Raw genomic sequence first — 24,719 nt, forward strand, 5'->3', positions numbered from 1 at the left:
ATCCTTTATTTGTCATTTTCTAGCCTTTTTAATTTGCAAAGAAGAAGTAAAACAATATTTATTAGTTTTCTAGCGAGAAGGATAATTGCTAATAAGTAAAGCACTACTAATAATCCATATTTGACAAAAAAATATCCACCAAAAAATATTATAATTAAAAGCATACTATCTGGAATAAGCAATAAATATACAAAAGTATCATATATCCAGTTTATAATCTTACTAGAAACACCATATTTACTTTTGCAATTTTTGCATTTTATTTCTAATTTGCCTGAGAATATATTCCAAATATTTTGTAATTTATTGATTTTTGTTTTACTATAAAACCGCTTTTCAAATCAAAGTCATTTGACACTTAAAATCAAAGTCTCGTTTTTTCACTTTGATTTCTAAAGTAAAAACTATATAATAATTTTTTATAGAGATTGTAAAAAACTATTTTTTATGTGTAAAATATGTAAAAATATTTTATTTGCATCTTAATATTTTTCTTATATAAATATTTAAACTTTTATATTCTTTTTAAATTGTCAACTCTTTCTTTGTTTATTTCCTTTTCTTTAAAATCGTAAATATCTTTATATTTTGACAAAGATAAATAACCTTTAATATCTTTTATACGATATTTTAGTTCTTTTTTTCTTGTGCTAATTATCTCTTTCCAAGTCATTGACTCTATGCTATATTCATCTCCAGTAAGATTTCCTGTGAATTCTTGTTTTTCTGATGAAATACATATAGCCTTCACATAATCAATACTACTTCCTTGCTTTGATAATGATTTAAGAATTTTAGTGATATATTTATCAAACACATCAGTAAGTATTGATGAATTTATTTTTACTTTTGGTGATTTTAATTCAATAAGTATTAGCTTATTATCTTTAGTACGAGGTATAAAAATATCTGGAATTGTATTTAATTGATTTTCACTATCTATATTTATTGGTAATTTTATTTCATTAAAAATTCCTTTTAATGATTGATCACTAAAAAAATCAAGATTTAGATATTCTTCATCAAACAACCATAAATTATTTTCTACAATTTTATGTAGCTCCTTTCTTTCCTTTGTTTCTGCCTTCCCTTCGTTTAATACCAAATTTTCAAAATGCTGTAAAAAATCAAGTCTTGATATATAAGTATAGTATTTTTTTATTAGATTTAGAAGATCAACATTTTCTCTTATATAATTAAAAACTTCGTGCTCTTCTTTTTCTAAATTAAAAACAAGATCTAAATTCTCAAGCGTATTATAAGAATTATCTGAAATTAATCCTATTAATGAGTTACTAAAATATGATGCATTTTTTCTATTAATATTATATTGCTTAATAGTTAGTGGTAATGATAAAATTTGATACGCTTCTTTTATTTTTTCTTGTATCATTTGATTGGTTTCTTTTTTAAAAAATTCGTTTTCTTCTGTTAATTTATCAGCTATTAATTTTGCATTCTTAAGCCAAACTCTAGATAATAATTGCTCTAAATCAGGCTTATATAAACTCTTAGCCTCTTCTATAATTTTTTTGTAATTAGGATCAAGTTCAATAAAATCACAATCTTTATCAAAACAACTACTTGTTAAAAAAACAGTATGACAGTTAAATATTGATTTTTGACAACCAGAGGGTATTTTTCCAAGAGAAGTATTATCAATATTAAATAAAAAAACATGCTTTTTATCAATTGCCAAATCAATCTCATTTTTCCAAACAACCATATATGCATTGATTTTTTGTCCATTTTTTAATTCATACTCTTTTTCCAGTTGTTCTTCTATATATTCTTCGGCATTAATTTTTATATTATTTACATATAAGTTAACACCCTTAAGAAGTTTATCTGAAAATTCAACTATAATTTCATTTTTTGTTTTTTCAACCATTTGTTCTATTGTATTGCCATCAATAAATTTATCTCCTAATCTTTCGATATATAATTTTGTTGTAAAATTTTCTTTGTGATTTGCAAGTTCTTCTTTGACGCTAAATCCTATATTCTTATTTTCACTTTGAAAGATAACGCTATAATTTTTATTGTCGTGTTTTGTATATATCTTAATATTACTCAGATACTCATCTTCAAAATCAATAAACTTAAGATAGGAATATCTACCTCTACTTTTGCCTCCTAAAGTATTTTTAATGTGTTCTCTACCTTTATAATGCGTCCATCTATTTTCCATATATTGCTTATCAGAACAATTAAAACCAATACCATTATCTTTAATAGTTATAGAAATACCTTTTCCAAACAAATTATTACTTCTTTTACACTCTTCAAAATAAATATCAATATTAGTTGCTTTTGCATCAATAGCATTTTTAATTGCCTCATTAATTGGATTTAATCTTAAAATAGCAGCATCGCTTTTAATTGTTCCTGTTGTTACTATTGTGCTAAAACAATTTTTCATTTTAAAATCCTTTAATTATCCGTTTTTTAATTGTAAGATTATAAAACTTATATATTAAAAAATCAATTTAAAATTCTAAAATAGTATTGATAATTGGTGTAAATATACTAAATTTATCAGATTTAAACTTTTGTTTTTAATCTCTTTCAAAATAAAATTTAAAAAGCTAGTCTTTAAAAATAAAGCTATAATGCTTTTGCTAGTTTTTAGAAAAAGGAAGGCTTTAGTCTTCCTTATTACCCTTCAAAATTAACACTTATAGTATATCCACTCAAAGAAAAGTCATGTTTTACATCTTTAATACTAAAAATAACCTTTTCATCAATGCCTTTTATTTCTAAATTCGCTCCTGCTTTGATATTTTTCCCTATCATGCTAAAACTTCCTTCAAAAGAGCCTTTATTTAAAGCATTAAGCTTAGCATTTGCCAAGTTTAGTGCCTCACTATCATTCTTTACTCCAGCAATCTTTAGCTCATAAACACAACCCTTATCATTGCCACTTAAAACGCTTTTAACAATGCCTTGTTCTATATCTTGGTAAGTTAGTTTAACGCCTGTATAATCATTGCGATTTTTAATGCTGATATTTAAATCACTAAGTTCGCTTATATCTAAAGTATATTTAATGCCACCCTCTTGTTTTCCACCACCCTTTACACCCTCTTGTGCTGCCTCTTTTTGCTCTATGATGATAAGAGTTTGTTCTTTTATACAAGCTAAAAAGCCATATTTTGCACAAAGAGTATAAATAAACTCAATATCGCTTACATTGTTTTGAAGTTCATGTTTGATATAAGCTTTGTTTGCATTATTTGTTTTTGCTTTTAAATTATTTTCCCCAGCAATTTTTAAAGCAATATCTGCAAGATTGGTATTTTCCCAAGTCCTTGATTTTTTGTTTTTAATATTGCTAGCAAAATTAATCGCAGTAGCTTTAATATCTGTTGTTTTAGAGCTATAATTTTTACTAAAACTATTAATGCTAAAAGTACCACATTTAAAAAGTTTTTCATCAAATCCAAGCCAAAGTTCTAACTTATCGCCAAAAGGAGCTCTTGCATAAAGTCCATTTAAACTGATGCTTATCTCATCACTTTCATCCTTGGCCTTATCATCAAAGCTTAGATTAATAAGATTAAGACTTATCTTTTGTGTAATATCTTTATCATTTGCTTTTATCTTAAAACTAGGATGATTTACCATAAAGTTTCTTCCTTGTTTTCTTGAATTTCAATATTAGGCAAAATCACTTTATCTCCTGTTTTTAAAAGAGGCTCTAATTTTGGATTGGCTAATAAAACTTGATCAAAATACAAAAGCGTTCCATAATGCCTATAAACCACACTATCAAGCCTTTCATTGTTTTTTGCAATGTAAATCTCACTCATCAAAATCCCTTTGTAAATTAAGTTCAAAACTTTGTGTTAAAAAGCCACTGCCTTCTAAAAAAGCACTTTGTTTTTCGCTGATACTTAAAATCGCAAATTTTCCAAAATAAACTCCACTGGCACTACACATTGCATAGCTTTTATTTTGAGAAGCCATTTGCTTTAAAGTATCTAAATAAGTGTTTTTATCTTTACTAAGCGGTAAAGTTTTGCCACTTATTTTAATACTTTCATTTGCTTTAGCAATGCTGATTAAAGCATTATGATTATTAATACGTTCAATGCTTCTAATGCCGTATTCATAATTTTTTTCAAGCTCATCTACATTTAAAGCTTCAAACTCAAACTCACCTAAACAAAATATCATTTTAACCCCAAATTGTTGTCTGCACTTTTTTATCTGCATTTTTATTTAATGCACTTAAAACACTATTTTCAACTTCTTTTGCGAAAGCTTTTAAATCAAACACTCCATTATTTGAACTTATATTAAAAGTTCCATTAATATTTACATTGATTTCATTTTTTTTAGAAATATCACTTCTTTTGGATAAAGCGGCAATTTCAGCTTGTCTTGCTTCATGCTTTGGAGCACCTGATCTTACTATGCCATGATGGGTTCTAGAATTATCATTTTGTAAATTTTGATATTTTTCTCCATCAACTTTTTTATCATTATCACTAAAACCAAAAAAAGAGGCCACGCTTTTAGCTATATCTTTAATCTTTGCAAATGCTTTGCTTAACCATTCAAACTTAGAAGCAAACCAATTAAATAAACCACCCCATAAAGAGCTAAAAAACTCGCCAAATCCGCTAAAAACGGAACTAATTTTATCTATAAATCCAATGAAAAAGGTTTTAACTTTATCCCAGTTCATGATAACAAGCGTTGCAATGGCGGCAATTGACATTAAAACAAGCCCTATAGGGTTGGTTAAAAAAGCGATTTTTAATATATTAAAAGCAGTTCTTATAGCATTAAGCGTAAAAGCAAATTGCGCTCCTGCAATTTTTGCAACCAAAAATCCTACTTTTAAAGCACTAAGGGCCACACTAGCTATAGTTAAAGAAACTACTAAGATACCTATAACTTTACTTAAATTTGGAAAAGCATCAATAATCTCTCTAATAAAGTTAATCAAAGATGAGATACTATCCATGACAAAGCTTAAAGCAGGTGCTAAAGCTTCGCCTATGCTTGCACTAAGATTTGCCATACTGACACTAAGTTTTGCAAAGCTTGTGTTAGTGGAGTCTCCTAACTTTTTAAATTCATTATTTAAAGCACCCATTTTTGTATTTTTTAAAGATTTTAAAGCTTGTTCATACTTATCTGTATTGTCGACTAAATTTTGCATCATGCCTGCAGCACCCGTCCCAAAAACTGAATTTAAAAAAGAGACCATCTCATCTTTTGGTAAGGTTTTTATCTGATTTAAAAGTACTTTAACCGCACCACTTGCATCTTGTTTAAAATAAGCACTTAGTTGTTCTGTACTAAGCCCCAAGCTTAAAAACTTGGTTTTCATATCATCACTTGCATTATTTAAATTACTCATAACGCTAGTCATTGCTTTAAAAGTTCCAATCGCTTCGCCTTCATCTTTAGTCGCACTTGCAAAAGCAGCACTTAAAGCTGCCGCACCCTCTGCACTCATACCAATAAGCTTTGCATCGCCTCCTACTTCATTCATTATCTTAGCAACACTTGAAGCACTTACATTGCTTGCTTTAGCTACACCAATTATCTTATCTCCAAGATTTTGCATATCTTTGGTATTTAATTTATAAATATTAGAAAGCTTACTCATGAAATTAATACTTTCTTCATTATTTAATTTAAAGACTTTGCTATACTTAGCACCAAGTTCGCTAAATTTTAAAAGCTCACTTTCGCTTTTTATCCCAAGCCTTGCTCCTGCTTCACCCAATTTAGTAAGCTCATTAACATTCATTCCTATATTAGAACTTAGTTTTAAAAAGTTTTTTCGTAAAAGATTTAAACTTTCATTATTTGTATTTAAAAAGGCGTTTATATTATTCATATCATCTTCAAGATTAGCACTGATTTTTACAGGCACACCGATAGCTAAAGCACTTGCGCCTTTAGCCATAAGCTCACCTTTTAAAGCACTAAATTCTTCACCTATTGCTTTAATCTTTGCCTTGGATTTTTCTAATGCATCAATACTTTTATTTAAGGCTTTTACACTTTTATTGCTTTGATCCAAATTAGCACTAAACTTTTTTAAAGCTTCAGTGTTTTTAGCAAATTCTTTAAAGCCTTTAAAGGCTAAAGATATACCAAAGCTAAGTCCTAAATCTTGCATATTTTTCCTTTTTATTGTAAAATCTATTTATGAAAAAAATAGACAATGCTTTTAATGCTAAAATCATCTTTTTAAAAAACTTTAAAATCGTTTTTAAAGCCTTTTTAACACTCGGTATTTTTGTCGCTTTTATGCTTTCTTTTTTAAGTGATGATTATTTAGCAGGTTTTGTTAATATCACTTCATTTTTTGTGCTTTTTTCTTTAATACTTTATATTGTAACCTTTATCTATTGTTTTTTTAAGCTTAAACACTCTTAGCGATTTTTAAACTGATATCTAAAAATTCAAGATAATCTTTTATGTTTAAACTCATAATTTCACTATAAGAAAAATGCAAATAATGAGCTATTAACGCAATAGCTTCATTATTCAGTGCTCCCACTGGGAGTTTGGTAATTGTTTAATTCATTGCTTAAAAGAGTAATGTCTTCAAGACTTAAATTATCAAGCTCTTCTAAACTCATATTAGTACATTCTCCTATCATATAAAAAGCTCTCGAACCTTCGCCTTTTTGCATATCCATAGAACGACGCAACATCCCAGCTGTTGGGGGATTAAATTTAACTTCATTTCCATTTGATAATTTGATTATTTTTGACATAATTTTCTCCTTATAGACTTAAATTTGCTTTTACTTTTGCCATTTTATCAATGCCATTAAATTCTAGAATAAGATTTTTTATATCAGCTAAAAATAGTCTTTTGCCATCCATTGTGATTTTTATAAAATGCACATTGATTTTTATTTCACTTGTAAATTCGCCACCTGCTACAATAGAAGGGGGAGTCATAGATGTAAATTCTCCATTTAACTCCACTACAAAAGGCACTTGTTTTCCTGATCCGCTTTGATGAATACTTGCTTTAAAAACAAGTGGGATTTTTGTTTTAGAAAAAGTATTTACTCCAAAAGCTTCAAAAGCTTGTTCTCCCATCTCGCTAATTTTAAAAGAGCATTCCATTGCTTTAAATACACCCGTGCCATAATTTGCACTCAGCGCTCCTTTGCTTTCTAATACTTCTTGTTCTATAATAGGCAAAGTAATATCTCTTGCTACCCCAGCATAACCATACCCATCTATAAAACAATTTGCTTGTTCAATTACTTGAGGTACTTTATTAAACATGTTATTCTCCTTCTTTTAACTTCGCGGTGGAAGTAAATTCCACCTTACAACAAGGGATTTCATCCCCTTGACCCCTCTCTTGTGCTTTACACTCTCTTTAAGCTTGTGCTTTGCACTCTCTGTGAGAAAGCCCCAAAAGCCACCTTTTACTCTGCACTAATAGTTTTAATCAAATCACTTGCCCATTCATCAGAGTAGATAAACTCTAAAGTGATTTGCTTAACGATTGGATTATTCATCATTTTTATATTTAGATAAAACTTACCAGCACTCACATTGGCATCTGTGTTTCTTTCTTCATCCCAGCTTACCTCATAGCCAATTAAAACCTTAGCTCCTTTTAAATCTCTTAGCAATTCTTCAATGCTGATTTTTATAAAATATAATTCACTTGCTTTTTTATCAATAGCTTTAAAAGCTGCTTTTTGTCCTGCTAGGGCTATACGATCAAAAGTTCTTACACGAGCTAAATCTTGCCAAATCGTATCTTCATGGCTAGTTTCCCCACCCCAAGAGCGATAACCTTCACCTAAAATACAAGTTGAAATGTGAGCATTTCTTAATCTTTCTGCATCACAATCAAAGCCATTGATAAACTCTATAAAATGTTCTGTGCCAGTAACCCCATTCATCACTCTATTTGAGTAAGAATCACTAAAGCCATATTCTTTATCCCCATCTGTATGGGCTATAAGCCCTGCAATAAATGGACTTTGTGGAACATAAGCATAAGATCCCCTTGTATTTAGGATTTGAACCTGTGGCCAAGTGGCAATTAATCTTTTAGAGCTAAAAGCCTCCATTGTATTAATAGCTTCACCAACATTTGTAGCGTATAAATCTATTATAGCTGTGATATTCATAGAACTTGCCACACTTTCAAGCTTAGCCTTTACTCCTGCTTCATGTGAGTAATAAGGAGCAATGATTAAATCAGGACTAAAGCCTGTTTTATGCTTTGCTTTTTTAAAAGCTTCTATGGCATTAACAATATGGGTTAAAGTGTTTTCACTTTCCTCGCTTTCTTCAAAAAAGCTGATAATTATGACATTAGAAACATTTTGTAAATTGATACATTCTAAAGTATCTAAAAGTCTAAAATCTTGTAAGTTATTTTCTTTGATTAAATCGTTTACAAATTCTTTTGCTTTGCTTACATTTGAAAAGGCAAAAATTGGAAAGCTATCCACGCTTTCATAACCAGCCTTTGTGTAAATCATTTCTTTACTTGCACCTTTTATAGCCCCAGCAATACCAATAGGCGTATCACTTTGCACTTTAATAGGACTTGCTGCACCATTACTGATATTAAAATTAACTCCATAATTTGCTGCCATTATTCATTTTCCTTTCTTATGTTCTTTTAACAGCGAACAAGTTCGCCTAAAGAACCAAATGCTAAAGGCTTCCCCGCCCAAACACTGCGTGTTTGCCCCAAAAGCCAAACCTTTTATCCTGTCCTAAGTAGCTTACTTTAATTTATGTTTTTTTAACTCTTTTGCTTTTAACTTCACTTAATGCACTTGCTTTTGTAAATGTAGAGCCTAAGCCTTTAAGTTCATTCTCTACTATCCTAAATCTCTCATCAACCCCATCTTTAAACTCATCATAAATAAGCTTATCTCCTTTTATATTGAAATTAATAATAAAATCTGTATCGATTTCTTTACTATTTGGATTTAAAGAATTAAACTCTTTAAAAAGAATGTCATCTATAAAAATTTTAATATTTAGATTTTCACTAAAGAAGTTTCCACCCACGCCATATCCCCAAGGAGTGAATTTAAACTCTTTTATAGGTTTAGAGAGTTTGCATTCTATAGTATAAAAAGGATTTTCTAATCCATCATTAGCTAAAAACACGCTAATATTTTTTTCATCATATTCTCTAAAAGCGTAATATGGAGTGTAACGATTGCCAAATTCATAAGCTCCATTTGAAGTGATTTTTACTTTTGCATATGAGTCTAAACCTTCAGTATTAGCATTCTCTAAACTAAACTCAGCAGGTAAAGTAGTGGCGTGTTCTTTTGAAGCTTTATTTAAAGTTTCATTTTCTATATTGCCTAGCAAAAGATTATTGTTAGAATTGTCAATAAACTCTAAAGCATTAATCTTTAAAAACTCATTATCTCCTGCTAATTTTATACCAAGTCTTGAAAGGGTTAAGGTTTTTAAAGGATAGGCTGAGCTTGTTTGTTTGGTGCTAAACTCAACCCTTAATTTTTTACCATCAAGGATTTGTAATTCTTTTAAATTAGAGTTTGCATCTTCGCCTTTATCTCCTTTATCCCCCTTATCTCCTTTTTCGCCCTTTATACCTTTAATCCCTTCGAGTTTTTTATCAATTAATTCATTTACTCTTTTTTCATTAAGCTTATCACTAACTATAGGTTCACTTGGCTCTATTAAGCCTTGATTAATATCTGGAATAAAAGAAATTCCATAATCTTTCATTTTAACTCCTTTTTAAATTTCGCGGATGAAATCAATTTATCCTTTTTATGCTTTCACTTTGTGCGAATAAAATCCGCCCAAAGTCGCTTTTACTCTTGTGCTTTGCACTCTCTTTGAGAAAGCCCCGTCCCGCTGCGTGGGTAGCTCACCTTTTTTTTATTTTCCTTTTATCAAGCATTTTATTGCATGATAAAGATTGCAAGAATGATAAAATACAAAGATTTTAAGTCTTGAACATCCAAGCAAAGTCATAGCTTCTTTTAACGCTAAATCAGCTGTCCTATAATCAGTTCTTGAATTTGCTTTTTCGCATAAAAAATCATGTACCACACAAGCACTAAAATACTCACTTTTAAAAGGTGGAAACAAAGACCAAAAAAGGCGTGGGATACTTGCCCCATCTGTTTTAAAACCTTGTGGTACAATGCCTTTATAATTTGGCAAAGAAAAAGCATAATCACTAATCACTTCAAATCTATCTTTATCATAGGGCTTTACACAAACCCTTTTTAATTCTGTTTTAGTCATTTTTCACTCTCCCATACAATTAAATCAAGTTCTTCTTTGCTTTGTGCATTTCTAGCTTTTTCTTTTAAAGCACTTGCTTTAAAAATAGTTTCTTGCACAAAATAAGCCATGCTACTTGCGAAGAGTTTAAACTCATCTACGCTAAATCTTGTAGTTGAATTATCAAGTGCAATCCAATCAATATAAGGAATTAAATTAGGATTAACAAGAGCATTGGTTACTGCTCCATTAATTCTTAACTGATCTTCATTAGAACTTTGATAGATTTTACCTTTAAAAGAAAATCCACCATTTAAAATATTTTCTTTTTTTGTATTAATCTCGTTGATTTTTAACTCTTTTGCCTCGTTTAAAAGCTCTTCTTCGCTTTTAGGAGGATTTATTAAAGAGTTAAATTCTTCTTCGCTAATAGGTGTTAAACCTGTTTTAATTTGCTCATCTGATACTTCATCCTCATAAGCATAAATTTGATTATTATCGTTTTTGTCTATAAAATATTTCATATATGGCTCCTATTAAGATTTAAAAGATGTGCTTTTACCAACACATTTGTTGGGTTAGCTAAAGTAAAAATTGAGTAAATATCATTAGGTTTTAATATTAATGTAATTTGAGAATTTGGTCTAAGTGTAGTAATTTTTTTATTGTTTACAATCACATCTACATCTGCTTCCACCCTCAATAGTATAGTATGTATAGTAACAGGAATTGTAAGCCCTGTTGTATTTGTATAATTGACTCTGCTTCTCATATCATGAGCCTTAGTTAAAGGATCTCCATCAAGATAAACACCAAAACCTATCAATGATAATAATTCTATATTATTCAATAAAGCTAGACTAGGAATTTTTTCTTTTAAAACATCCACTAATTGTTTTGCTACGCCTATGTTTTCTTTTTTATTGATTAAAGCTATTAATTCATCTCTTAATTGTGCATCTAAAGAAGCGGCAGTTCCTGTATTTTCCTTTTTATTGATGAGCTTTGTTAATTCTGTTTTTAAAGCTTTATCCAAATTAGCCGCTACACCCTTGTCTTCCTTGGTGTTAATCAAAGCTTTTAATTCTTCTTTCAAGGTTTCAATTTTGAGTTCAAGCTCAATTTTAATAGCATCCACATAATCACGACTTGCCATAATCACACTAGGATCTAGTTTTAAAATAACTTCCTCTGCATTAGAAAGCTCCATGACAATTTTAAGCATTAATTCTTTCGCACTACCTTGTTCTAGTAATGGTTTATAGGTTCTTGGGGTATTACCAACAGCTAATAAATCTCCTTCTTCATCATAAATGCCTACTGCATTAACTTCAAATCCCCCTACATCACTTGGCACATGACACATTAAATTCACATAGTTTGGATTGCTTTCATCCACGCTTTTGTTACTAATATTAGCTTCATAAACAATCTCTTCTAAGCTTTGCATTTCTTCACTGGGTAAAATAACTTTTGAACTTAATTTAAAGCTTTTTAAATTGATACCATTTCCACTTGCCCTTGCGGCAATAAATTTAGCAATGCCAATTTTTGTTAGTATGGTATAGTATTCACTTTTTGCCATTAATACACTCCTTTTTGACTTCGCGGTTGAAATGAATTCGCCCTTGCGACAAGGGATTTTATCCCCTTGACCCCTCTAAAGGCTTCCCGACCCAAACACTGCGTGTTTGCCCCAAAAACATTTAAAATCATCTAATACACTCCTTTAAAATCAATATTAGTTCTTGTTATTTCACAAATAAAAACACCCATTGCATTTAAACTTGGTTTCTGATTGTTTTCAATTTGCGTGGTTTGAAAAGGTAAGATTTCTATAGTTTCTCCACTTATTTGTGCATTAGCATTAAAACTATCATTTTTACTTTCAATCTCTATTTCAATTGCTTCTAAAACGCTTCTAACATTTTTAAAGTCTTTAATTAGTCTTTCTAAAGTATTAAGCGTTCTTTCATCAAAGCTAACATTAGTTGTGCTTACTTTAACTTTAAAAAAATAAGGCTTTCCACCATAATTAAACCACTCTTTAACCACTGCAGTAGGAAATACGGCTCTTAAAGCTTCTTTTATAGCCCAAGTTGTGCCGTTGTATCTATCTAAAAGCAAGGCTTTAGATATAAGCTTTCTTGATTCTTTTTCATTTAAACCATCAATACTTACATCATAAGCATTGGCTAAAATTGGCAATAATTTTTCATCGCAATTTAGAGCTAGATTTGTGATACTAGCTAAATTTAAATCTTCAAATCTTGTTTTAGCACTTAAATCAATGGCTTTGCTTTGTTTTGGATGGTGGTTTAGTATTAGTGTATTCATAGCACCGCCTTTTTTATGCTATCACTTTGTGCAAACGAAGTTCGCCCAAAGTCGCTTTTACTCTTGTGCTTTGCACTCTCTTTGAGAAAGGCTTCCCCACCCATTGCTACGCAATGCCCCTTCATAGCACCGCCTTTTCATAGCTAAGTAAAAAGCTAAGGGTTGCAAACTCATCATCAGCTATTAATATATTTTCTAAGGGCAAGTCTTTTAATTCTTGCTCTTCTTCATTTATAATTTTTTCTTTAATGCTTAAAATTTCGCTTTTATAAACTCCGTCTTGATGAAGACATTTATAAATAAATCCTAGTGCTAAATCCACACTTAAATCAAAGTCCTTTTGCAAAGCATTAATCTTTTCACTTATTTCATTAGCACGGCTTAATTCTAAAAGTAAAAGTTTGGCATCTACAATAAACTCTCTTTTTTTAGCTAATTCTACATTTACTTCATCAGTTAAAGGTCTTCGATCATCCGCACTTAAATACTCTTTAACCACATCAACGCTTAATTCATCTTCACTTTTAATGATAACTCTTACTTTTCCTGCTCCATTGTTTAAAGCTTTTATGGAAGCGACTTTTGCACTTGCGCTTAAAGCGTGATAGATATAGCCTTTTTCACTTCCTGCGGTTGAAAAACGATGTACACTCATTACAGCCCTTTCTCTTAAGGCTTCATCGCTTTCCTCACTGGCTCCATCTTTGAAAAATTCTAGTTGTTTAATCTTAGCCACAAAAGGCAGTGGGGTTTGTAAAAACTCGGTTTTACTTTCTTTGCTTTGAATAAATTCATCAAGCTCCAAAATACCTTGTGCTTTACTTTGCCCTTTTTTAATCACCACTTCTTCTTTTAAAGTGGCAAGGTCTGCTTTTTCATTTGAAAAAATTGCACCTTTTGGGATGATGACATCATAAGTAAGTAAGGTATTTAATTCAAACTCTACTTTAGCTGTGGGCTTAACCCCTTTAAGCCTTTGTATCAAATAGCCATTAGCTACTACATTATCTAAATCACTTCCCTTTGCATAATGAAGATAAGTTGCTTTTATACTCTCATTAATTCTTGCTCTTATTATCATTTCTCTATAAGCTAAAGCTTCTAAAATGGCTTTAAAAGGGTCAGATTCTAAAAGCTCTACATTATCTTTTAAAAAGCTTTTAAAAAGTTCTTCATAGGCTTTTAAAAGCTTTTCATAATCAAGCTCTTCTATGATTTGTGGATAAGGGATATCCTTTAAAAAGCTTTGTTTAAAATAGCTATCATTTGCACTTAAAAGCTCACTCATTTGCCTAGCTCCATTGTTAAATCCCCATAATTTTCAAAAAGCAAGGTAATGCTTAATTTATTGTCTTTACACTCATTAAGTCTCACACCTTTTAGCTTTACTCTTTTTTCCCACTTTGAAATAGCCTCTGCAGTGTATCTAGTAAGCTTTATCTTAAAATCATCATCGATTTTTCTATCTATGAGTGTATAAAGTAAAGAACCATATTCAGGTCTCATTACTCTTGAGCCTAAAGGAGTGATTAAAATGTCTTTGATACTTTCTTCGATGCTTGTTAAATATTTCATCTACTTACCGCCGTAGCACCATCTGTGCAAGAATGAGTATGACTTGTTAAATCACCTTTGCTATCGCTTATATTTCCACTAACTTGTAAATTGCCTATTAAGTTTAAATTTCCTTTTATGCTAAAAGTACCACTTGCCCCACCTTCGCCACTTGTAGAAATTGCTCCTGCAATTTGAGTATTACCATTTAAATTAATACTTGGAGCGTTAAGCGTTATGGTATTAGCGTTTGTAGTATGATTTTTAGTATTTAAGGTGTTGTTTTGGTTATGGGTGGTTTTATCTACACAAGTGATATTTATATCTTTAACCACATCAAGTTTTAAAGTGCTACTCTTAGAGTTGTATTCTAAATGCGTTCCATCTTCAAAATCTATATTAAAAGTATTTTCATCTGTGTTTTTTGCTCTATGTTTTTCTTGGTAAAGCCCACGCAAAATAACTCCACTATTTAAATCCCCACGCACAGGTATGACTAATACTTGCTCTCCTATTCTTAAAGGAGAAAAGCTCACTGCATAAGAATTAGCTAGACTTTGAAAAACACTTAAAAAATCAGTTACCATTTCTCCAATAGCAACCTTAGCTTTATTGTCTTTAATGTCGCAAATGATGCCAAGTTCGTTCATTTTAAAACCTTTGAAATAATTAAATCACTATTATCACTAAGCCATTCACAAACTGCTTCATTGGTGCTTGCTAACTCAATAATAGAATCAATAGTTTTTTTACAAGTTTGTAAATTTAAAGCCTTAACATCTACTTTTTGTGGAGCTTTAATAGTCCAATAAGTTTTAGCGTATTTATTTAAAGCTTCTAAAGTATCAATATCAAGCTCATTTTTACTAGCGCTTTCTAAAAACCTCTCAAACTCACCAATCAATGCGTTTAAAAACATAGCTTCTTTATTTTCTAAATCTTTTTCATCTCTTAAAGCGGCTAATTTTAAACTCTCCCAATCAATACCCTTGCTAAAATCATCTTTTTTCATACAGTATATACCCTGTCTGCTAAGACCTGTTAAAACACATATATCTTTGATACTTTTTCCTTGTATGAAAAGACTTTTAGCAAGTTCTTTTTTGCTCATATTTTTCCTTTAGAATTATTGCTTGAAATTATATTTTTTTATTTTTTTAAAATCAGTCTATATATACTTTAAATAGGTGGTTTAAAAGCATTTTTTATCTTATGATTATGCGAAAAAATAAAGGCTTTTGATGCGTGATTTATTATTAGAGCTTAATACAAAACTCACAAATGAAAAAGTAAAAATTTCTCCTATTGGAATAGCCAAAGGACTTGATGGGAGAGTATTTAAGATAGATGGGGAAAAATTAATCAATAATATACAAAAAAATGGACTTGATATAGCGTTAAATCTTAATCATCAAGGAGGAGAAGCTTATGGCTGGTTTGATAGAAATTCATTAGAGTTAAGAGAAGATGGCATTTATGCAAGTCTTGAGTTAACGCCCAAAGGGAAAGAACTTGTTGAAAATAAGGCTTTTAGATATTTAAGCCCTGAATATTATGTGGATGATGATAAAAATGTTATTCATTTAGACGCCATGGGACTTGTAAATCAGCCCAATCTTTTAAACAGGGCTTTAAATAAAGCTAGGTCATTAATCAATAGCACCAAAAATTCAAAGTTAAGCACTAGGACAGAAGCTAAAAAAGGCAAGGTCGAGCATGGTCTTCAGGTGGGTGCAGGGAGTGAAACTCCCACTCGCAAGGATGACTTTAGTTCATCCGCGAAATTAAAAAAAGAAAGGAATACAATGAACGAAGAAGAATTAGAAGAATTACAAAAATTAGCCGAGCAAGTAGAAGAACAAGCTGAAAATGTAGAAGAATCCGTACAAGAGACAAAAGATTGTGTAGGTGAAGGTGAAAATCCAGACAGCGAGTTAGAAACTTTAAGACAAGAAAATGAAGAGTTAAAAGCACAAATTGCAGAACTTAAAGCAAAACTTGAAACTGCTTTAAACAAAAATGAAGAAACAGAGATTGAGCTTAATAAAAAACGCCTTGATTCTCTTTTGCAAAATGGACTCATTTTACCAAATCGCTATCAAAAAGCTCTTAATATGAAAGGCAGAGTTTTAGAAGATTATCTTGATGTTTGCAAAAAAGAAGCAAATATTGTTTTAGGTAAAAAAGAACTTAATTTTACAAACAAAAGAAAAGAACTTAATGCTTATGAGGCAAAAGTTTTTAAACAACTTGGAATCAAAGGAGGCAAATAATGGCTTTTACAGAATTAAGCACTGCTTACATGCAAGCAGTGAATAAGGGATTTTCAACCATTTTTAATAATGCTCTTGAAGGTGGAAATAAAGATTATGAAAAATTTGCAATGGTAACCAATGCAAATTCTTTGGTTGTAGAATATCAATTTTTAGCATCTTTACCAAAAATGCGTGAATGGATAGGCGATCGTCAATTTAGCAAACTTAAGGGTCAAGGTTATACTATCACTAAAAAAGATTGGGAAAGTTCCATTGAAGTACCACGAGATGTAATAACTTACGATAATTTAGGAATAATAAGACCACAAATTGAAATGTTAGCTTACGAAGTACAAAATCATTATAATGATCTTATTTTTACACTTTTAGAGCAAAATCAAACTTGCTTTGATGGAAAAGCATTTTTTGCAAATGATCACGATATTGGTGGTGTGAGTTTTTCAAATCTTGGAGATAAAAAATTAAGTGCTGCAAGTCTTATGGAGGCTAGAAAAAACATGCGTGCACTGACTAATGAAAGCGGACGCACTTTAAATATCAATCCTGCTCTTTTGGTTGTACCATTAAGCTTGGAAGCAAAAGCACTCGAGATTGTAAATAGCGATTTAATCAATGGTTCAAGCAATGTTTTTAAAGGCGTTGTAGAAGTATTTACAAGTCCAAATTTAAGCGATCAAGACGCTTGGTATTTAATTGACAATACCAAACCAATCAAACCTTTAATTTTGCAAATCAACAAAGGAGCTGAGTTTGTTGCTAAAGATAATCCTACTGATGAAGCTGCTTTTATGCGTAAGACTTTCCAATATGGAATCGATAGCGAAGACAATGCAGGTTATGGACTGTGGCAATTAGCTTATAAATCAAGCGGAAAGGCAGAATAATGGACAATATAGTTTCAGCTAATAAACTTAGAAATCAAAATGCAATTTTAAATCCAAAAGAAAATGACGATCAAAAAGCTTTATTTTTAAAGGAAAAGCAAGAGTTTGAAAAAGAAAAAGCTTTATTTTTAAAGGAAAAGCAAGAGTTTGAAAAAGAAAAAGCTTTATTTTTAAAGGAAAAACAAAAGACTTTAGAAGAAAATGAAGAAACTATAATAAATGAGTCTTTAAAAAACAAAGAAACAAAAAAAGGAAAACAAGATAAATGATAGCCTTGCTTTCTCCTCCTAAAATGCTAGCTCTTACTTTAAAAGAGTTAGCACTGATGAAAAGGGCACAACAAAACTTAGCAAATATCGATGAAATTACAAGAGAAGTAGTAGCTAAAGCAGCAAAAGATGCAGATGATATTTGCAAAAATAAAGATATTGCTGATTTTATTTGGGAGGATTTTGCATACATTCGCATAAAAATTTATCTTAAAATCGTCTTAGATGATGAAGATAAAATCCTTCTAGATAATGCTTTAAAACGAATTGAAAATGCACCTTTGATTGATAAAGAAGGAAATTTAAGCTCTTTAAGACTTAAAATTATGCAAAGAAAGGACAGGTTTTAGCTTTTTAAGGCAAGACTTTAAGGAGTAAAAAAGGCGAGGTCGGGCGTGGCCTTCAGGTGGGTGCAGGGAGTGAAACTCCCGCTCGCAAGGATGAATTCATTTCATCCGCGAAGTTAAAAAGGACAGGTTTTGACTTTAGATAGTGTTAGCAAAGATTTATTAAAGCATTTTAATGCGATAGGCATAGCAAATTACGAAGATGTCAAACAAGGCGGACTTTATCTAATGCTTGAAAGCCTAACAAGTATTAATCATCATAAAGATAGTGTGAATTTTTCATTGATTTTTAGTTCTCATACTTTTAATAAAGATAAAGATTCTTTGATTAAAAAAATAGATGAATTAAGACTAAAACTTTTTGAATTTGATACAAGTAAAAAGCTTTTAAGCAGTATCGAAAGTGGTTTTATAAGCAGTTCTTTATTTGCTTATAGGCTTAAATTTAATATAGAAATTTTTTCAAAACCAGAAGGAGAAGAATAAAATGAAAAATAACCCTTATTTTAAAGAAAGCGAATTTAAATGTAAATGTGGCAAGTGTGAATTACCGCAAAATGTACCAAGCGATGAGCTTATAGACACTTTATGTGAAATCAGAGAACATTACAATGCTCCTATTATTATAAATAGTGGATATCGCTGCAAAGAGCATAATGCAGAGGTTGGTGGAGCCCCTAAAAGCCAACACGCTATAGGAAGTGCGGCGGATTTTGTCGTTAAAGGGGTTAAGACAGAAGATGTGCATCAATATATTTTGCAAAGATATGATGATAAACCTTTTGGAATTGCCATAAAGCATAATTTTAATGATCCTTATGCTGGGTTTGTGCATTTAGACACTAGAGGCAAAAAAGCAAGATGGACTTATCCATAAGGAAAAGATTGTGTTTAGTTTTATTTTATCAAGGTTTTTAAGTCCTTCAAAAATAGCTTTTTTTGTTCTAATTGCTCTTTGTGGTTTTTTATATTTAAAAAACAATGCTTTAGCTTTAGAAAATGAAAATCTAAAACTTAAAGCTTTGCATTTTAGCAATGAAATCAATGTTTTTAAAGATAAATTAGCCCAGCAAAATAAAGCTATTGATAAATTAAAACTTGATTTAAAGCCCAAAGAGACTTTAAAAGAAGTTTTAAAAGTGGATAAGGTTTTTATTAAAGATAAAAGCTGTGAGAGTGAACTTAAAGCTTATAAAGAATTATTTAATATTTTAGGAGCAAAAAAGTGAATGATAAAATGAGAATTTTCCTATTAATTATACCTTTTGTTTTTTTAAGCGCTTGTGCTTCTAAAGATATTTTGATTAAAACTGAAATCAAAGAAGTTAAAGTTCCTATTAAATGCCCTTTAAAACTTCCTTTAAAGCCTTTAGACAAACAAGACTTAGAAAGTGCTAAAGAAATCTCTAAATATTACTTAGAAGTTGAAAATATAGCCAAGCTTTGCACAGGAGAGAAAGATGAAAGAAAATAATAAAATGATAAATCAAAAAAGCATTGCAAAAGATCTTCTTATAGCTCTTTTGTTTTCAACTTTTGCATTAGCTTTATTATATTTATTTGAAATTTTTACAAGGAACTAGCAATGAAATTAGAAGATATATTTGTATATATGGTTTTAATGATAGTAAGCTTTATAGCTGGACTTGTAGGAATTGTAACAAAAAATAAATTAAGCAAAGCTCTTAATTTAAAAGGTAAATTTACACTCTTTTTAAAAGGTATGCTAGGCTCTATGTTTGTGGCATATCTAGTTTTTGAAATTGTAAATTATCTTAATTTTGGCATAAAGCTTAGCGTTGCAGTGGGCGGTTTTGCAGCTTATATGGGGACAGATGCATTGCTTAAAATTGAGCAACTTGTAGAAAAGCTTATAAATAAAAAATTAGATAAATTGTAAGGCTTTATATTGACCCTTGTATTTTAAAAGGTTTTAAACGCAATTTAAAGCTTTTTAAAACTATATTTGAAAATAAAAAGAAAGCAAAAATGGATAAGTTAGAAATAAATGAAATTAAATCAAGGCTAAAGGCTTTAAAATTTAATCATAAAGAAGATAAAAATTTAAGAAGAGATAGGATTTTAAAACAAGGCTTTAAGGCTTTTGTTTTTGAATATTTTCCTCATCATATCAATTTTATCAAAAAAGAAAGCTCTAATTTTAGAAATTTTATCTATGATAATATTGATGAATTAGAAAAGAAAAATAATCATCTTTGTTTTAAAGCTTATCGTGGAAGTGCTAAAACAACGCTTTTAGTAAGACTTTTTACTCTTTACTCGCTTTTAAGTAATAAAAAGCAATATGCTTTAATTATATCTTCTACTTTAGACATTGCAAGTGAAAGTATAGCAAGTTTAAAAACAGAGCTTGAAGAAAATGCTAAATTAATTAATGATTTTGAAATAAAACTAGGCGATGAATGGACTAGTGAAGCCATAGTTTTTACAAGTTTTAAAATACATAAAAAAATTAAAGCTTTTGGTAGTGGTAAAAAGATAAGAGGAACGAATTATCTTGGCAAAAGACCTGATTTAATTATCTGTGATGATATAGAAAATGATGAAAATGTAGAAAGTAAAACGCAAAGGGATAAACTTTATAAATGGTTTAATAAAGCCATTTTAAAGCTAGTCGCAAGAACACAAGAAAATTATTTATACTTAGTCGTTGGAACTATTTTACATCAAGATAGTCTTTTAAATCGTTTAAATGATGATAAACGCTTTTTAATTTATGATTTTCCGCTTGTGCTAAGCTTTCCTGACAAACTTGATTTAATCGATAAAAACAATATTTTAAAAAGCGATTTAAAGGGTTTTAAATTAGATGATGAAAATTTAAACAAAATAGAAATTTTAAAAGAATATTTTGCTGATACTCAAAGTTTTTTTAGCGAATATCAAAACAAAGCATTAAGTACTGAAAATGCTATTTTTAGCGAGTATAAAATCATAGAAAAAGAACAAGATTTTGACCTTGTGGTTTTAGGGATTGACCCTGCACTTGGTAAGGCAAAAGGCGATTATTTTGCCATTGCTGAGCTTAAAAAGGTAGATAAAAATAAATTTCATTTAAAAGCAAGTGGCTATAAAATATCTCCTAGTAAGATGATAGATGTGATATTAAAGCTTTATATCAAATACTTAAGCTTAGGAAAAATAGTAAAAATAGCCATTGAAACAATAGCCTTTCAAGAGTTTTTCAAAGATAAGCTCAAAGAAGAGGCTTTAAAACTGGGAATTATTTTAAGTATTTGTGAGCTTAAAAATAAAGTCGCAAAAGAACTTCGCATCGATAGCTTAGCACCTTACATTAACGACGGCACGATTTTAATAGACAATAACTCAAATTTACTTATCGAAGAAATGCTAACCTATCCAAAAGCAACACATGATGACTTGCTTGATGCAAGTGAGATGGCTTTTAGAATCGCTTGTAGTGCAGCAAATGCAGATTATAAAGCAATCAATAGAATACTTAGCAAAAGAAAGATTAAAAAAGGATTTTTATGAGAATATTAAACAAAACAGCAAGAAAAAGCGTAGCAAGCAGTGTTGATTTTGATAGTATAATCGCTGCTTTAAATAGTGAGAATTTTAGCGAACTTATAAGTATTTATGATTATTTTAAACGCTTTGATCCACAAATAGCAAGCGAAGTAATGAAAAGGCGTTTTAAAATGTGTTCTTTTCCTATGTTTATTACTTGTAAAGACGAGACTCAAAGAATATTTTTACAAAATTATATATCAAAAAGTGATTTTAGGAAATTCGTCTTTGAAATGAGTGCTGCAGTAGTTTATGGTTTTGCTGCTTTTTTACTTGAATGGAAGGTAAAAGATTTAAATGTTTTTCCAAAACTAAAATACATAAGTCCGAGATTTTTTTCGATGGATGATAAAGAAAGGCTATTTATTTATAGCGAAAGTAGAAAACTTTTTGTGGATGAGTGTGATGATATATTTTTACACTTACATCCAAGCGATTCAGGTTCATTCATAGAACAATCCCTTTTTTATAATGTTGTAAGCATTGCAGTTTTAAAGCAACTTGCTATGAGTAAAAACATTTCTTATCTTGATAATTTAAGTGTGCCACCTATCATTGCAAAAACAACCAATGCAAACAGCGATAAAGAAATAGAAGAACTTTTAATGCAACTTAGCAATTTAAGAAGTGCAAGTGTGGGAATTTTTAACAAAGATGACATGGTCGAGCTTTTAAACTCAGGGCTTTCTACTTCTACTTTTACAGATTTTTTAAGGTATTGTGATGAAGCTATTTCAAAATTAATCAGCGGACAAGTTTTAGCAGGAAATGCAGTGCAAAATGGTACTCAAGCCTTAGGTAATGTACACGAAGAAGTGCGTCTTAATGTGGGTGAAATGGATACACTTTTTTTAAGCAAAAGCATACAAAAATTATTAGAGCAGATTTTAAAACTTAATTTTGCAAAGCCAGCTGAGTTTGAGTTTGTTTTTGATACAAACAAAGAAGTCGATGAGCAATACTTAGCAGGAGTTTATAGCACTATTTCTAGTATGGGTTATGAGATACCTGCTGAGTTTTTAGCAAAAACTTTTAGAATTGAAGGTTTAAAGAAAAAAGAAGTAAGCACTGAAAATTACGCATTTAACTCTTTAATGTTAGAAAAAAATAATCGTCTTAGCAAGGATAAAATAGAATTAAACTCAAGTGCAGAAGATGAGATAAGTGATGAAATTTATGAAAAAATCAAAGCCTTTTGGGAAGAATGTCAAAGCTATGAAGAATTAGAAGAAAGAATTTTTAAAGCATACCCAAATATCAGTTTTGAAAAATTAAAAGAAAGTCTGGATAAAAAAATCGCTCTTGCTTCCATGCAAGCTCTTTTGGATGCTGGCAATGAGTGAATAGGTAGGTCAAGGCAAAACGGGGCTTTTGCGTTAGCAAAAGGGTCGGGTAGCCTTTAGTTGCTTCTTAGGCGGAATTCACTTCCGCCGTTAAAGAAGGTTAAAAAAGGTAAAGAATGAGTAATATTTTTAACAAAAGCGTAGATGAAGCTTATAGCTATTTAGAAAATAAAGGCTTAAAAATAAGCTTTAAATATCACGAAATTAAAAAACAAGCACACGATCGCGCTTTTAGTGCAGCAGGCATTATGAAAACAGATGTATTAAATGATTTGCACGAAGAATTAAAAAAAGCTATGAAAGAAGGAAGAAATTTTAATGAGTTTAAAAACAATTTAAAAGAGCTTTTAACAAGTAAAGGTTGGTATGGTAAAAAAGAAATAACAAACCCAAAAACAGGAGAAAAACGCACTATAAATATCAATGCAAATCGCTTAAAAACAATTTATCATACCAATATGCAAAGTGCTTACGCAAAAGCAAGAGCAAAACAACTTAGCACTTATTCTTATAAAACTTACTGGGTATATAAATGTGCACTTTTAGAAGATTCAAGAAGTGAGCATAAAAAAATGCACAATTGTGCTATACACAGAGATGATCCATTTTGGAAAACATCCTTTCCGCCTAATGATTATAATTGTAAATGTAAAGTCATAGCAGTAAGCGAAAAAGAAGCAAGAGCTAAATATAAAATTTTAGAAAATCCAAAAAGCATTGCTTCTAAAAACTTTGCTTATGATAAAAGAGAGAATTCACAGATGCCAAAAGAAACGAGAATAAGCTTAGATGAGAGCTTAGAAAATTTACCAAAAATACAAAATTATGAAAATTTAAGTGATAAAGAATTAATAGATAAGGTTTATGAAGCTTTTAATGTAAAAAAAGGAGATTTGCTTGTTGATAAAATAGGAGATGTAATAAGCTTAGATGATGATTTTTTCTATGATAAGAAAAAACAAATTTCTAAGATAAAAAAGAATAATCGCCACTTTTATATCGACTATCTGCCAAAGCTTGTAAAAGATCCTGATGAGATTAGATTAAGTATGGATACTGACCCTTACTACAAAGGCTTTACCAAAAAAACTTATATTAAATACTTTTATGATAATGGAGTAAAAGCTCTTGTAATGGTATTAAATCAAAAAGGCAATCAAATCAATAATAAAACTATGTTTTTAAGCGAGAACGACAAGTATTTTAAAGAAGTATTAAGTCAAGGAAAAATTGTTTATAAAAAATAATAAATTTGCAAAAAAGAAGGTGGCTAAACTCTTATAGCCAATGACCCACTGCCACATCGTGATGATACTATAAGAGCATAACAACTTATTTGCTAAAATGATTATATAAGATTTTAAGTAACTTTGCAAGTTTTACATTTTAGCTATAATTTTTTCTTTCATTGTTTTAAATTCTTCTTCAGTAATAATACCTTTATCTTTAAGATTTGATATTCTCTCTAATTCTACGGTTAAATCACTATTAGTGGTAGATATATGATTATTTGCATCAGTATTTTGAGTACACTCTCTAACAAATTCAGCCATTTCTTTGGTTTCGTTTTTTTCCATATTTTTAATTTTAGCCTTATTACCCGAAGCATAAATAACTATCTCGCCAAACATCAAACCTGTACTATATTCAATAGATGAAATTTTATCATAAAGAAAAGTTTCCACCTTTAAGCTAAATATTCCCTTGTCAATAAAAATCAATCTTTTATCAGTAGCTACTAGCAGTCCTGTAGCAAGATTATAAGTGCCTTGTGCTGCTTTTTTTACCTTCTCATTCTCCCATAAAATATCTGGTAAAGCTTTAATTTCTTTTCTTGAGAAAATATTTTTAGCATTTGAAAAATCAGAAATTTGACTTTGTATTTCTTCTAAACTAGGCATTTATACTCCTTTAATAA

At 30.1% G+C, this 24,719-nt stretch carries 31 protein-coding genes; 13 read left to right on the top strand and 18 right to left on the bottom strand.

Annotated features, from left to right (window positions below):
• Window positions 1-514 precede the first annotated feature (514 nt).
• The 5 genes from ELQ11_RS08160 to ELQ11_RS08185 all read right to left on the bottom strand — a co-directional run bounded on the left by ELQ11_RS08160 (window position 515) and on the right by ELQ11_RS08185 (window position 6,145).
• Window positions 515-2,422 (bottom strand): ATP-binding protein, encoded by a 1,908-nt coding sequence (locus ELQ11_RS08160; RefSeq protein ID WP_134225239.1) that lies wholly within the window; start codon window positions 2,420-2,422, stop codon window positions 515-517.
• A 236-nt stretch (window positions 2,423-2,658) separates the two neighbouring features.
• Window positions 2,659-3,627 (bottom strand): phage tail protein, encoded by a 969-nt coding sequence (locus ELQ11_RS08170; RefSeq protein WP_002870152.1) that lies wholly within the window; start codon window positions 3,625-3,627, stop codon window positions 2,659-2,661.
• Window positions 3,621-3,812 carry a tail protein X gene (locus ELQ11_RS08175; RefSeq protein ID WP_002789964.1) on the bottom strand — a complete coding sequence of 64 codons (192 nt, stop codon included), beginning with the start codon at window positions 3,810-3,812 and terminating at the stop codon, window positions 3,621-3,623. Before ELQ11_RS08175 ends, ELQ11_RS08170 begins: the two co-directional genes overlap by 7 nt.
• Window positions 3,805-4,179, bottom strand: a complete 375-nt coding sequence (locus tag ELQ11_RS08180) for a phage tail protein (protein ID WP_002875691.1) — start codon at window positions 4,177-4,179, stop codon at window positions 3,805-3,807. The genes ELQ11_RS08175 and ELQ11_RS08180 overlap by 8 nt, the downstream gene beginning before the upstream one ends.
• A gap of 1 nt (window position 4,180) precedes the next feature.
• Window positions 4,181-6,145 (bottom strand): phage tail tape measure protein, encoded by a 1,965-nt coding sequence (locus ELQ11_RS08185; protein ID WP_126231106.1) that lies wholly within the window; start codon window positions 6,143-6,145, stop codon window positions 4,181-4,183.
• A 29-nt stretch (window positions 6,146-6,174) separates the two neighbouring features.
• Between ELQ11_RS08185 and ELQ11_RS08190 the strand changes: the two genes are divergently transcribed.
• The gene (locus tag ELQ11_RS08190; RefSeq protein ID WP_002789978.1) at window positions 6,175-6,405 is read left to right on the top strand and encodes a hypothetical protein; all 231 of its coding nucleotides are present in this window, start codon (window positions 6,175-6,177) and stop codon (window positions 6,403-6,405) included.
• 107 nt (window positions 6,406-6,512) lie between these two features.
• On the opposite strand, the gene ELQ11_RS08195 is transcribed toward ELQ11_RS08190, so the two are convergent.
• The 12 genes from ELQ11_RS08195 to ELQ11_RS08250 all read right to left on the bottom strand — a co-directional run bounded on the left by ELQ11_RS08195 (window position 6,513) and on the right by ELQ11_RS08250 (window position 15,241).
• Window positions 6,513-6,749 carry a phage tail assembly protein gene (locus tag ELQ11_RS08195; protein WP_002789979.1) on the bottom strand — a complete coding sequence of 79 codons (237 nt, stop codon included), beginning with the start codon at window positions 6,747-6,749 and terminating at the stop codon, window positions 6,513-6,515.
• 10 nt (window positions 6,750-6,759) lie between these two features.
• Window positions 6,760-7,275 carry a phage major tail tube protein gene (locus ELQ11_RS08200; protein WP_002865794.1) on the bottom strand — a complete coding sequence of 172 codons (516 nt, stop codon included), beginning with the start codon at window positions 7,273-7,275 and terminating at the stop codon, window positions 6,760-6,762.
• 146 nt (window positions 7,276-7,421) lie between these two features.
• Window positions 7,422-8,612: a phage tail sheath family protein gene (locus ELQ11_RS08205; protein ID WP_134225240.1), complete on the bottom strand. Its 1,191-nt coding sequence runs from the start codon at window positions 8,610-8,612 to the stop codon at window positions 7,422-7,424.
• A gap of 142 nt (window positions 8,613-8,754) precedes the next feature.
• Window positions 8,755-9,732, bottom strand: coding sequence for a hypothetical protein (locus ELQ11_RS08210; protein WP_126231542.1), 978 nt, complete (start codon window positions 9,730-9,732; stop codon window positions 8,755-8,757).
• 156 nt (window positions 9,733-9,888) lie between these two features.
• Window positions 9,889-10,260, bottom strand: coding sequence for a DUF1353 domain-containing protein (locus ELQ11_RS08215; protein ID WP_002938257.1), 372 nt, complete (start codon window positions 10,258-10,260; stop codon window positions 9,889-9,891).
• Window positions 10,257-10,763, bottom strand: coding sequence for a DUF4376 domain-containing protein (locus ELQ11_RS08220; protein WP_002924980.1), 507 nt, complete (start codon window positions 10,761-10,763; stop codon window positions 10,257-10,259). The genes ELQ11_RS08215 and ELQ11_RS08220 overlap by 4 nt, the downstream gene beginning before the upstream one ends.
• Window positions 10,760-11,824, bottom strand: a complete 1,065-nt coding sequence (locus tag ELQ11_RS08225) for a phage tail protein (protein ID WP_134225241.1) — start codon at window positions 11,822-11,824, stop codon at window positions 10,760-10,762. The genes ELQ11_RS08220 and ELQ11_RS08225 overlap by 4 nt, the downstream gene beginning before the upstream one ends.
• Before the next feature lie 131 nt (window positions 11,825-11,955).
• The gene (locus tag ELQ11_RS08230) at window positions 11,956-12,576 is read right to left on the bottom strand and encodes a phage tail protein I (RefSeq protein ID WP_134225242.1); all 621 of its coding nucleotides are present in this window, start codon (window positions 12,574-12,576) and stop codon (window positions 11,956-11,958) included.
• Window positions 12,577-12,697: 121 nt separating this feature from the next.
• Window positions 12,698-13,864 carry a baseplate J/gp47 family protein gene (locus ELQ11_RS08235; RefSeq protein WP_126231537.1) on the bottom strand — a complete coding sequence of 389 codons (1,167 nt, stop codon included), beginning with the start codon at window positions 13,862-13,864 and terminating at the stop codon, window positions 12,698-12,700.
• A complete protein-coding gene (locus ELQ11_RS08240) occupies window positions 13,861-14,151 on the bottom strand; it encodes a GPW/gp25 family protein (protein WP_020836806.1) in 291 nt (96 codons plus the stop codon). The genes ELQ11_RS08235 and ELQ11_RS08240 overlap by 4 nt, the downstream gene beginning before the upstream one ends.
• Complete coding sequence (locus ELQ11_RS08245; RefSeq protein WP_134225243.1) at window positions 14,148-14,780, bottom strand: phage baseplate assembly protein V; 633 nt, start codon at window positions 14,778-14,780, stop codon at window positions 14,148-14,150. The genes ELQ11_RS08240 and ELQ11_RS08245 overlap by 4 nt, the downstream gene beginning before the upstream one ends.
• Window positions 14,777-15,241 (bottom strand): DUF1804 family protein, encoded by a 465-nt coding sequence (locus tag ELQ11_RS08250; RefSeq protein ID WP_002865847.1) that lies wholly within the window; start codon window positions 15,239-15,241, stop codon window positions 14,777-14,779. The genes ELQ11_RS08245 and ELQ11_RS08250 overlap by 4 nt, the downstream gene beginning before the upstream one ends.
• Window positions 15,242-15,371: 130 nt before the next feature.
• Between ELQ11_RS08250 and ELQ11_RS08255 the strand changes: the two genes are divergently transcribed.
• From ELQ11_RS08255 to ELQ11_RS08310, 12 genes are all read left to right on the top strand, one after another.
• Window positions 15,372-16,403, top strand: a complete 1,032-nt coding sequence (locus tag ELQ11_RS08255) for a phage protease (RefSeq protein ID WP_070276120.1) — start codon at window positions 15,372-15,374, stop codon at window positions 16,401-16,403.
• Window positions 16,403-17,290 carry a Mu-like prophage major head subunit gpT family protein gene (locus ELQ11_RS08260; RefSeq protein WP_002790002.1) on the top strand — a complete coding sequence of 296 codons (888 nt, stop codon included), beginning with the start codon at window positions 16,403-16,405 and terminating at the stop codon, window positions 17,288-17,290. The genes ELQ11_RS08255 and ELQ11_RS08260 overlap by 1 nt, the downstream gene beginning before the upstream one ends.
• A complete protein-coding gene (locus tag ELQ11_RS08265) occupies window positions 17,290-17,559 on the top strand; it encodes a hypothetical protein (protein ID WP_019108985.1) in 270 nt (89 codons plus the stop codon). The genes ELQ11_RS08260 and ELQ11_RS08265 overlap by 1 nt, the downstream gene beginning before the upstream one ends.
• The gene (locus ELQ11_RS08270; protein ID WP_002790896.1) at window positions 17,556-17,909 is read left to right on the top strand and encodes a hypothetical protein; all 354 of its coding nucleotides are present in this window, start codon (window positions 17,556-17,558) and stop codon (window positions 17,907-17,909) included. Before ELQ11_RS08265 ends, ELQ11_RS08270 begins: the two co-directional genes overlap by 4 nt.
• A 129-nt stretch (window positions 17,910-18,038) precedes the next feature.
• The gene (locus ELQ11_RS08275) at window positions 18,039-18,392 is read left to right on the top strand and encodes a hypothetical protein (protein ID WP_057039022.1); all 354 of its coding nucleotides are present in this window, start codon (window positions 18,039-18,041) and stop codon (window positions 18,390-18,392) included.
• A 1-nt stretch (window position 18,393) separates the two neighbouring features.
• The gene (locus ELQ11_RS08280) at window positions 18,394-18,783 is read left to right on the top strand and encodes a D-Ala-D-Ala carboxypeptidase family metallohydrolase (RefSeq protein ID WP_070265030.1); all 390 of its coding nucleotides are present in this window, start codon (window positions 18,394-18,396) and stop codon (window positions 18,781-18,783) included.
• A gap of 10 nt (window positions 18,784-18,793) precedes the next feature.
• Complete coding sequence (locus tag ELQ11_RS08285) at window positions 18,794-19,135, top strand: hypothetical protein (protein WP_002784498.1); 342 nt, start codon at window positions 18,794-18,796, stop codon at window positions 19,133-19,135.
• Window positions 19,132-19,380, top strand: coding sequence for a hypothetical protein (locus tag ELQ11_RS08290; RefSeq protein ID WP_070280988.1), 249 nt, complete (start codon window positions 19,132-19,134; stop codon window positions 19,378-19,380). The genes ELQ11_RS08285 and ELQ11_RS08290 overlap by 4 nt, the downstream gene beginning before the upstream one ends.
• 111 nt (window positions 19,381-19,491) lie before the next feature.
• Window positions 19,492-19,806 carry a phage holin family protein gene (locus ELQ11_RS08295; protein ID WP_002790261.1) on the top strand — a complete coding sequence of 105 codons (315 nt, stop codon included), beginning with the start codon at window positions 19,492-19,494 and terminating at the stop codon, window positions 19,804-19,806.
• A gap of 89 nt (window positions 19,807-19,895) precedes the next feature.
• Window positions 19,896-21,422 (top strand): phage terminase large subunit, encoded by a 1,527-nt coding sequence (gene terL / locus ELQ11_RS08300; RefSeq protein WP_126231520.1) that lies wholly within the window; start codon window positions 19,896-19,898, stop codon window positions 21,420-21,422.
• Complete coding sequence (locus tag ELQ11_RS08305) at window positions 21,419-22,801, top strand: DUF935 family protein (protein ID WP_134225244.1); 1,383 nt, start codon at window positions 21,419-21,421, stop codon at window positions 22,799-22,801. Before terL ends, ELQ11_RS08305 begins: the two co-directional genes overlap by 4 nt.
• Window positions 22,802-22,917: 116 nt before the next feature.
• Window positions 22,918-24,048 (top strand): phage minor head protein, encoded by a 1,131-nt coding sequence (locus ELQ11_RS08310; RefSeq protein WP_134225245.1) that lies wholly within the window; start codon window positions 22,918-22,920, stop codon window positions 24,046-24,048.
• A 132-nt stretch (window positions 24,049-24,180) separates the two neighbouring features.
• Here ELQ11_RS08310 and ELQ11_RS08315 read toward each other — a convergent pair whose 3' ends face one another.
• Window positions 24,181-24,702 carry a PH domain-containing protein gene (locus ELQ11_RS08315; RefSeq protein WP_052780838.1) on the bottom strand — a complete coding sequence of 174 codons (522 nt, stop codon included), beginning with the start codon at window positions 24,700-24,702 and terminating at the stop codon, window positions 24,181-24,183.
• Between the last annotated feature and the right edge of the window lie 17 nt (window positions 24,703-24,719).

Source organism: Campylobacter sp. US50a, from assembly GCF_004379015.1.
GTDB lineage: Bacteria > Campylobacterota > Campylobacteria > Campylobacterales > Campylobacteraceae > Campylobacter_D > Campylobacter_D jejuni.

Excerpts from the sequence above, each read along its gene's own strand:
- ELQ11_RS08245 (WP_134225243.1), bottom strand. The coding sequence starts at position 14,780 with ATGAACGAACTTGGCATCATTTGCGACATTAAAGACAATAAAGCTAAG.
- ELQ11_RS08170 (WP_002870152.1), bottom strand. The coding sequence starts at position 3,627 with ATGGTAAATCATCCTAGTTTTAAGATAAAAGCAAATGATAAAGATATT.
- ELQ11_RS08215 (WP_002938257.1), bottom strand. The coding sequence starts at position 10,260 with ATGACTAAAACAGAATTAAAAAGGGTTTGTGTAAAGCCCTATGATAAA.
- ELQ11_RS08280 (WP_070265030.1), top strand. The coding sequence starts at position 18,394 with ATGAAAAATAACCCTTATTTTAAAGAAAGCGAATTTAAATGTAAATGT.
- terL (WP_126231520.1), top strand. The coding sequence starts at position 19,896 with ATGGATAAGTTAGAAATAAATGAAATTAAATCAAGGCTAAAGGCTTTA.
- ELQ11_RS08200 (WP_002865794.1), bottom strand. The coding sequence starts at position 7,275 with ATGTTTAATAAAGTACCTCAAGTAATTGAACAAGCAAATTGTTTTATA.
- ELQ11_RS08210 (WP_126231542.1), bottom strand. The coding sequence starts at position 9,732 with ATGAAAGATTATGGAATTTCTTTTATTCCAGATATTAATCAAGGCTTA.
- ELQ11_RS08310 (WP_134225245.1), top strand. The coding sequence starts at position 22,918 with ATGAGTAATATTTTTAACAAAAGCGTAGATGAAGCTTATAGCTATTTA.
- ELQ11_RS08255 (WP_070276120.1), top strand. The coding sequence starts at position 15,372 with ATGCGTGATTTATTATTAGAGCTTAATACAAAACTCACAAATGAAAAA.
- ELQ11_RS08185 (WP_126231106.1), bottom strand. The coding sequence starts at position 6,145 with ATGCAAGATTTAGGACTTAGCTTTGGTATATCTTTAGCCTTTAAAGGC.
- ELQ11_RS08270 (WP_002790896.1), top strand. The coding sequence starts at position 17,556 with ATGATAGCCTTGCTTTCTCCTCCTAAAATGCTAGCTCTTACTTTAAAA.
- ELQ11_RS08295 (WP_002790261.1), top strand. The coding sequence starts at position 19,492 with ATGAAATTAGAAGATATATTTGTATATATGGTTTTAATGATAGTAAGC.
- ELQ11_RS08220 (WP_002924980.1), bottom strand. The coding sequence starts at position 10,763 with ATGAAATATTTTATAGACAAAAACGATAATAATCAAATTTATGCTTAT.
- ELQ11_RS08190 (WP_002789978.1), top strand. The coding sequence starts at position 6,175 with ATGAAAAAAATAGACAATGCTTTTAATGCTAAAATCATCTTTTTAAAA.
- ELQ11_RS08235 (WP_126231537.1), bottom strand. The coding sequence starts at position 13,864 with ATGAGTGAGCTTTTAAGTGCAAATGATAGCTATTTTAAACAAAGCTTT.
- ELQ11_RS08315 (WP_052780838.1), bottom strand. The coding sequence starts at position 24,702 with ATGCCTAGTTTAGAAGAAATACAAAGTCAAATTTCTGATTTTTCAAAT.
- ELQ11_RS08180 (WP_002875691.1), bottom strand. The coding sequence starts at position 4,179 with ATGATATTTTGTTTAGGTGAGTTTGAGTTTGAAGCTTTAAATGTAGAT.
- ELQ11_RS08205 (WP_134225240.1), bottom strand. The coding sequence starts at position 8,612 with ATGGCAGCAAATTATGGAGTTAATTTTAATATCAGTAATGGTGCAGCA.
- ELQ11_RS08160 (WP_134225239.1), bottom strand. The coding sequence starts at position 2,422 with ATGAAAAATTGTTTTAGCACAATAGTAACAACAGGAACAATTAAAAGC.
- ELQ11_RS08175 (WP_002789964.1), bottom strand. The coding sequence starts at position 3,812 with ATGAGTGAGATTTACATTGCAAAAAACAATGAAAGGCTTGATAGTGTG.
- ELQ11_RS08240 (WP_020836806.1), bottom strand. The coding sequence starts at position 14,151 with ATGAAATATTTAACAAGCATCGAAGAAAGTATCAAAGACATTTTAATC.
- ELQ11_RS08265 (WP_019108985.1), top strand. The coding sequence starts at position 17,290 with ATGGACAATATAGTTTCAGCTAATAAACTTAGAAATCAAAATGCAATT.
- ELQ11_RS08305 (WP_134225244.1), top strand. The coding sequence starts at position 21,419 with ATGAGAATATTAAACAAAACAGCAAGAAAAAGCGTAGCAAGCAGTGTT.
- ELQ11_RS08195 (WP_002789979.1), bottom strand. The coding sequence starts at position 6,749 with ATGTCAAAAATAATCAAATTATCAAATGGAAATGAAGTTAAATTTAAT.
- ELQ11_RS08250 (WP_002865847.1), bottom strand. The coding sequence starts at position 15,241 with ATGAGCAAAAAAGAACTTGCTAAAAGTCTTTTCATACAAGGAAAAAGT.
- ELQ11_RS08260 (WP_002790002.1), top strand. The coding sequence starts at position 16,403 with ATGGCTTTTACAGAATTAAGCACTGCTTACATGCAAGCAGTGAATAAG.
- ELQ11_RS08230 (WP_134225242.1), bottom strand. The coding sequence starts at position 12,576 with ATGAATACACTAATACTAAACCACCATCCAAAACAAAGCAAAGCCATT.
- ELQ11_RS08225 (WP_134225241.1), bottom strand. The coding sequence starts at position 11,824 with ATGGCAAAAAGTGAATACTATACCATACTAACAAAAATTGGCATTGCT.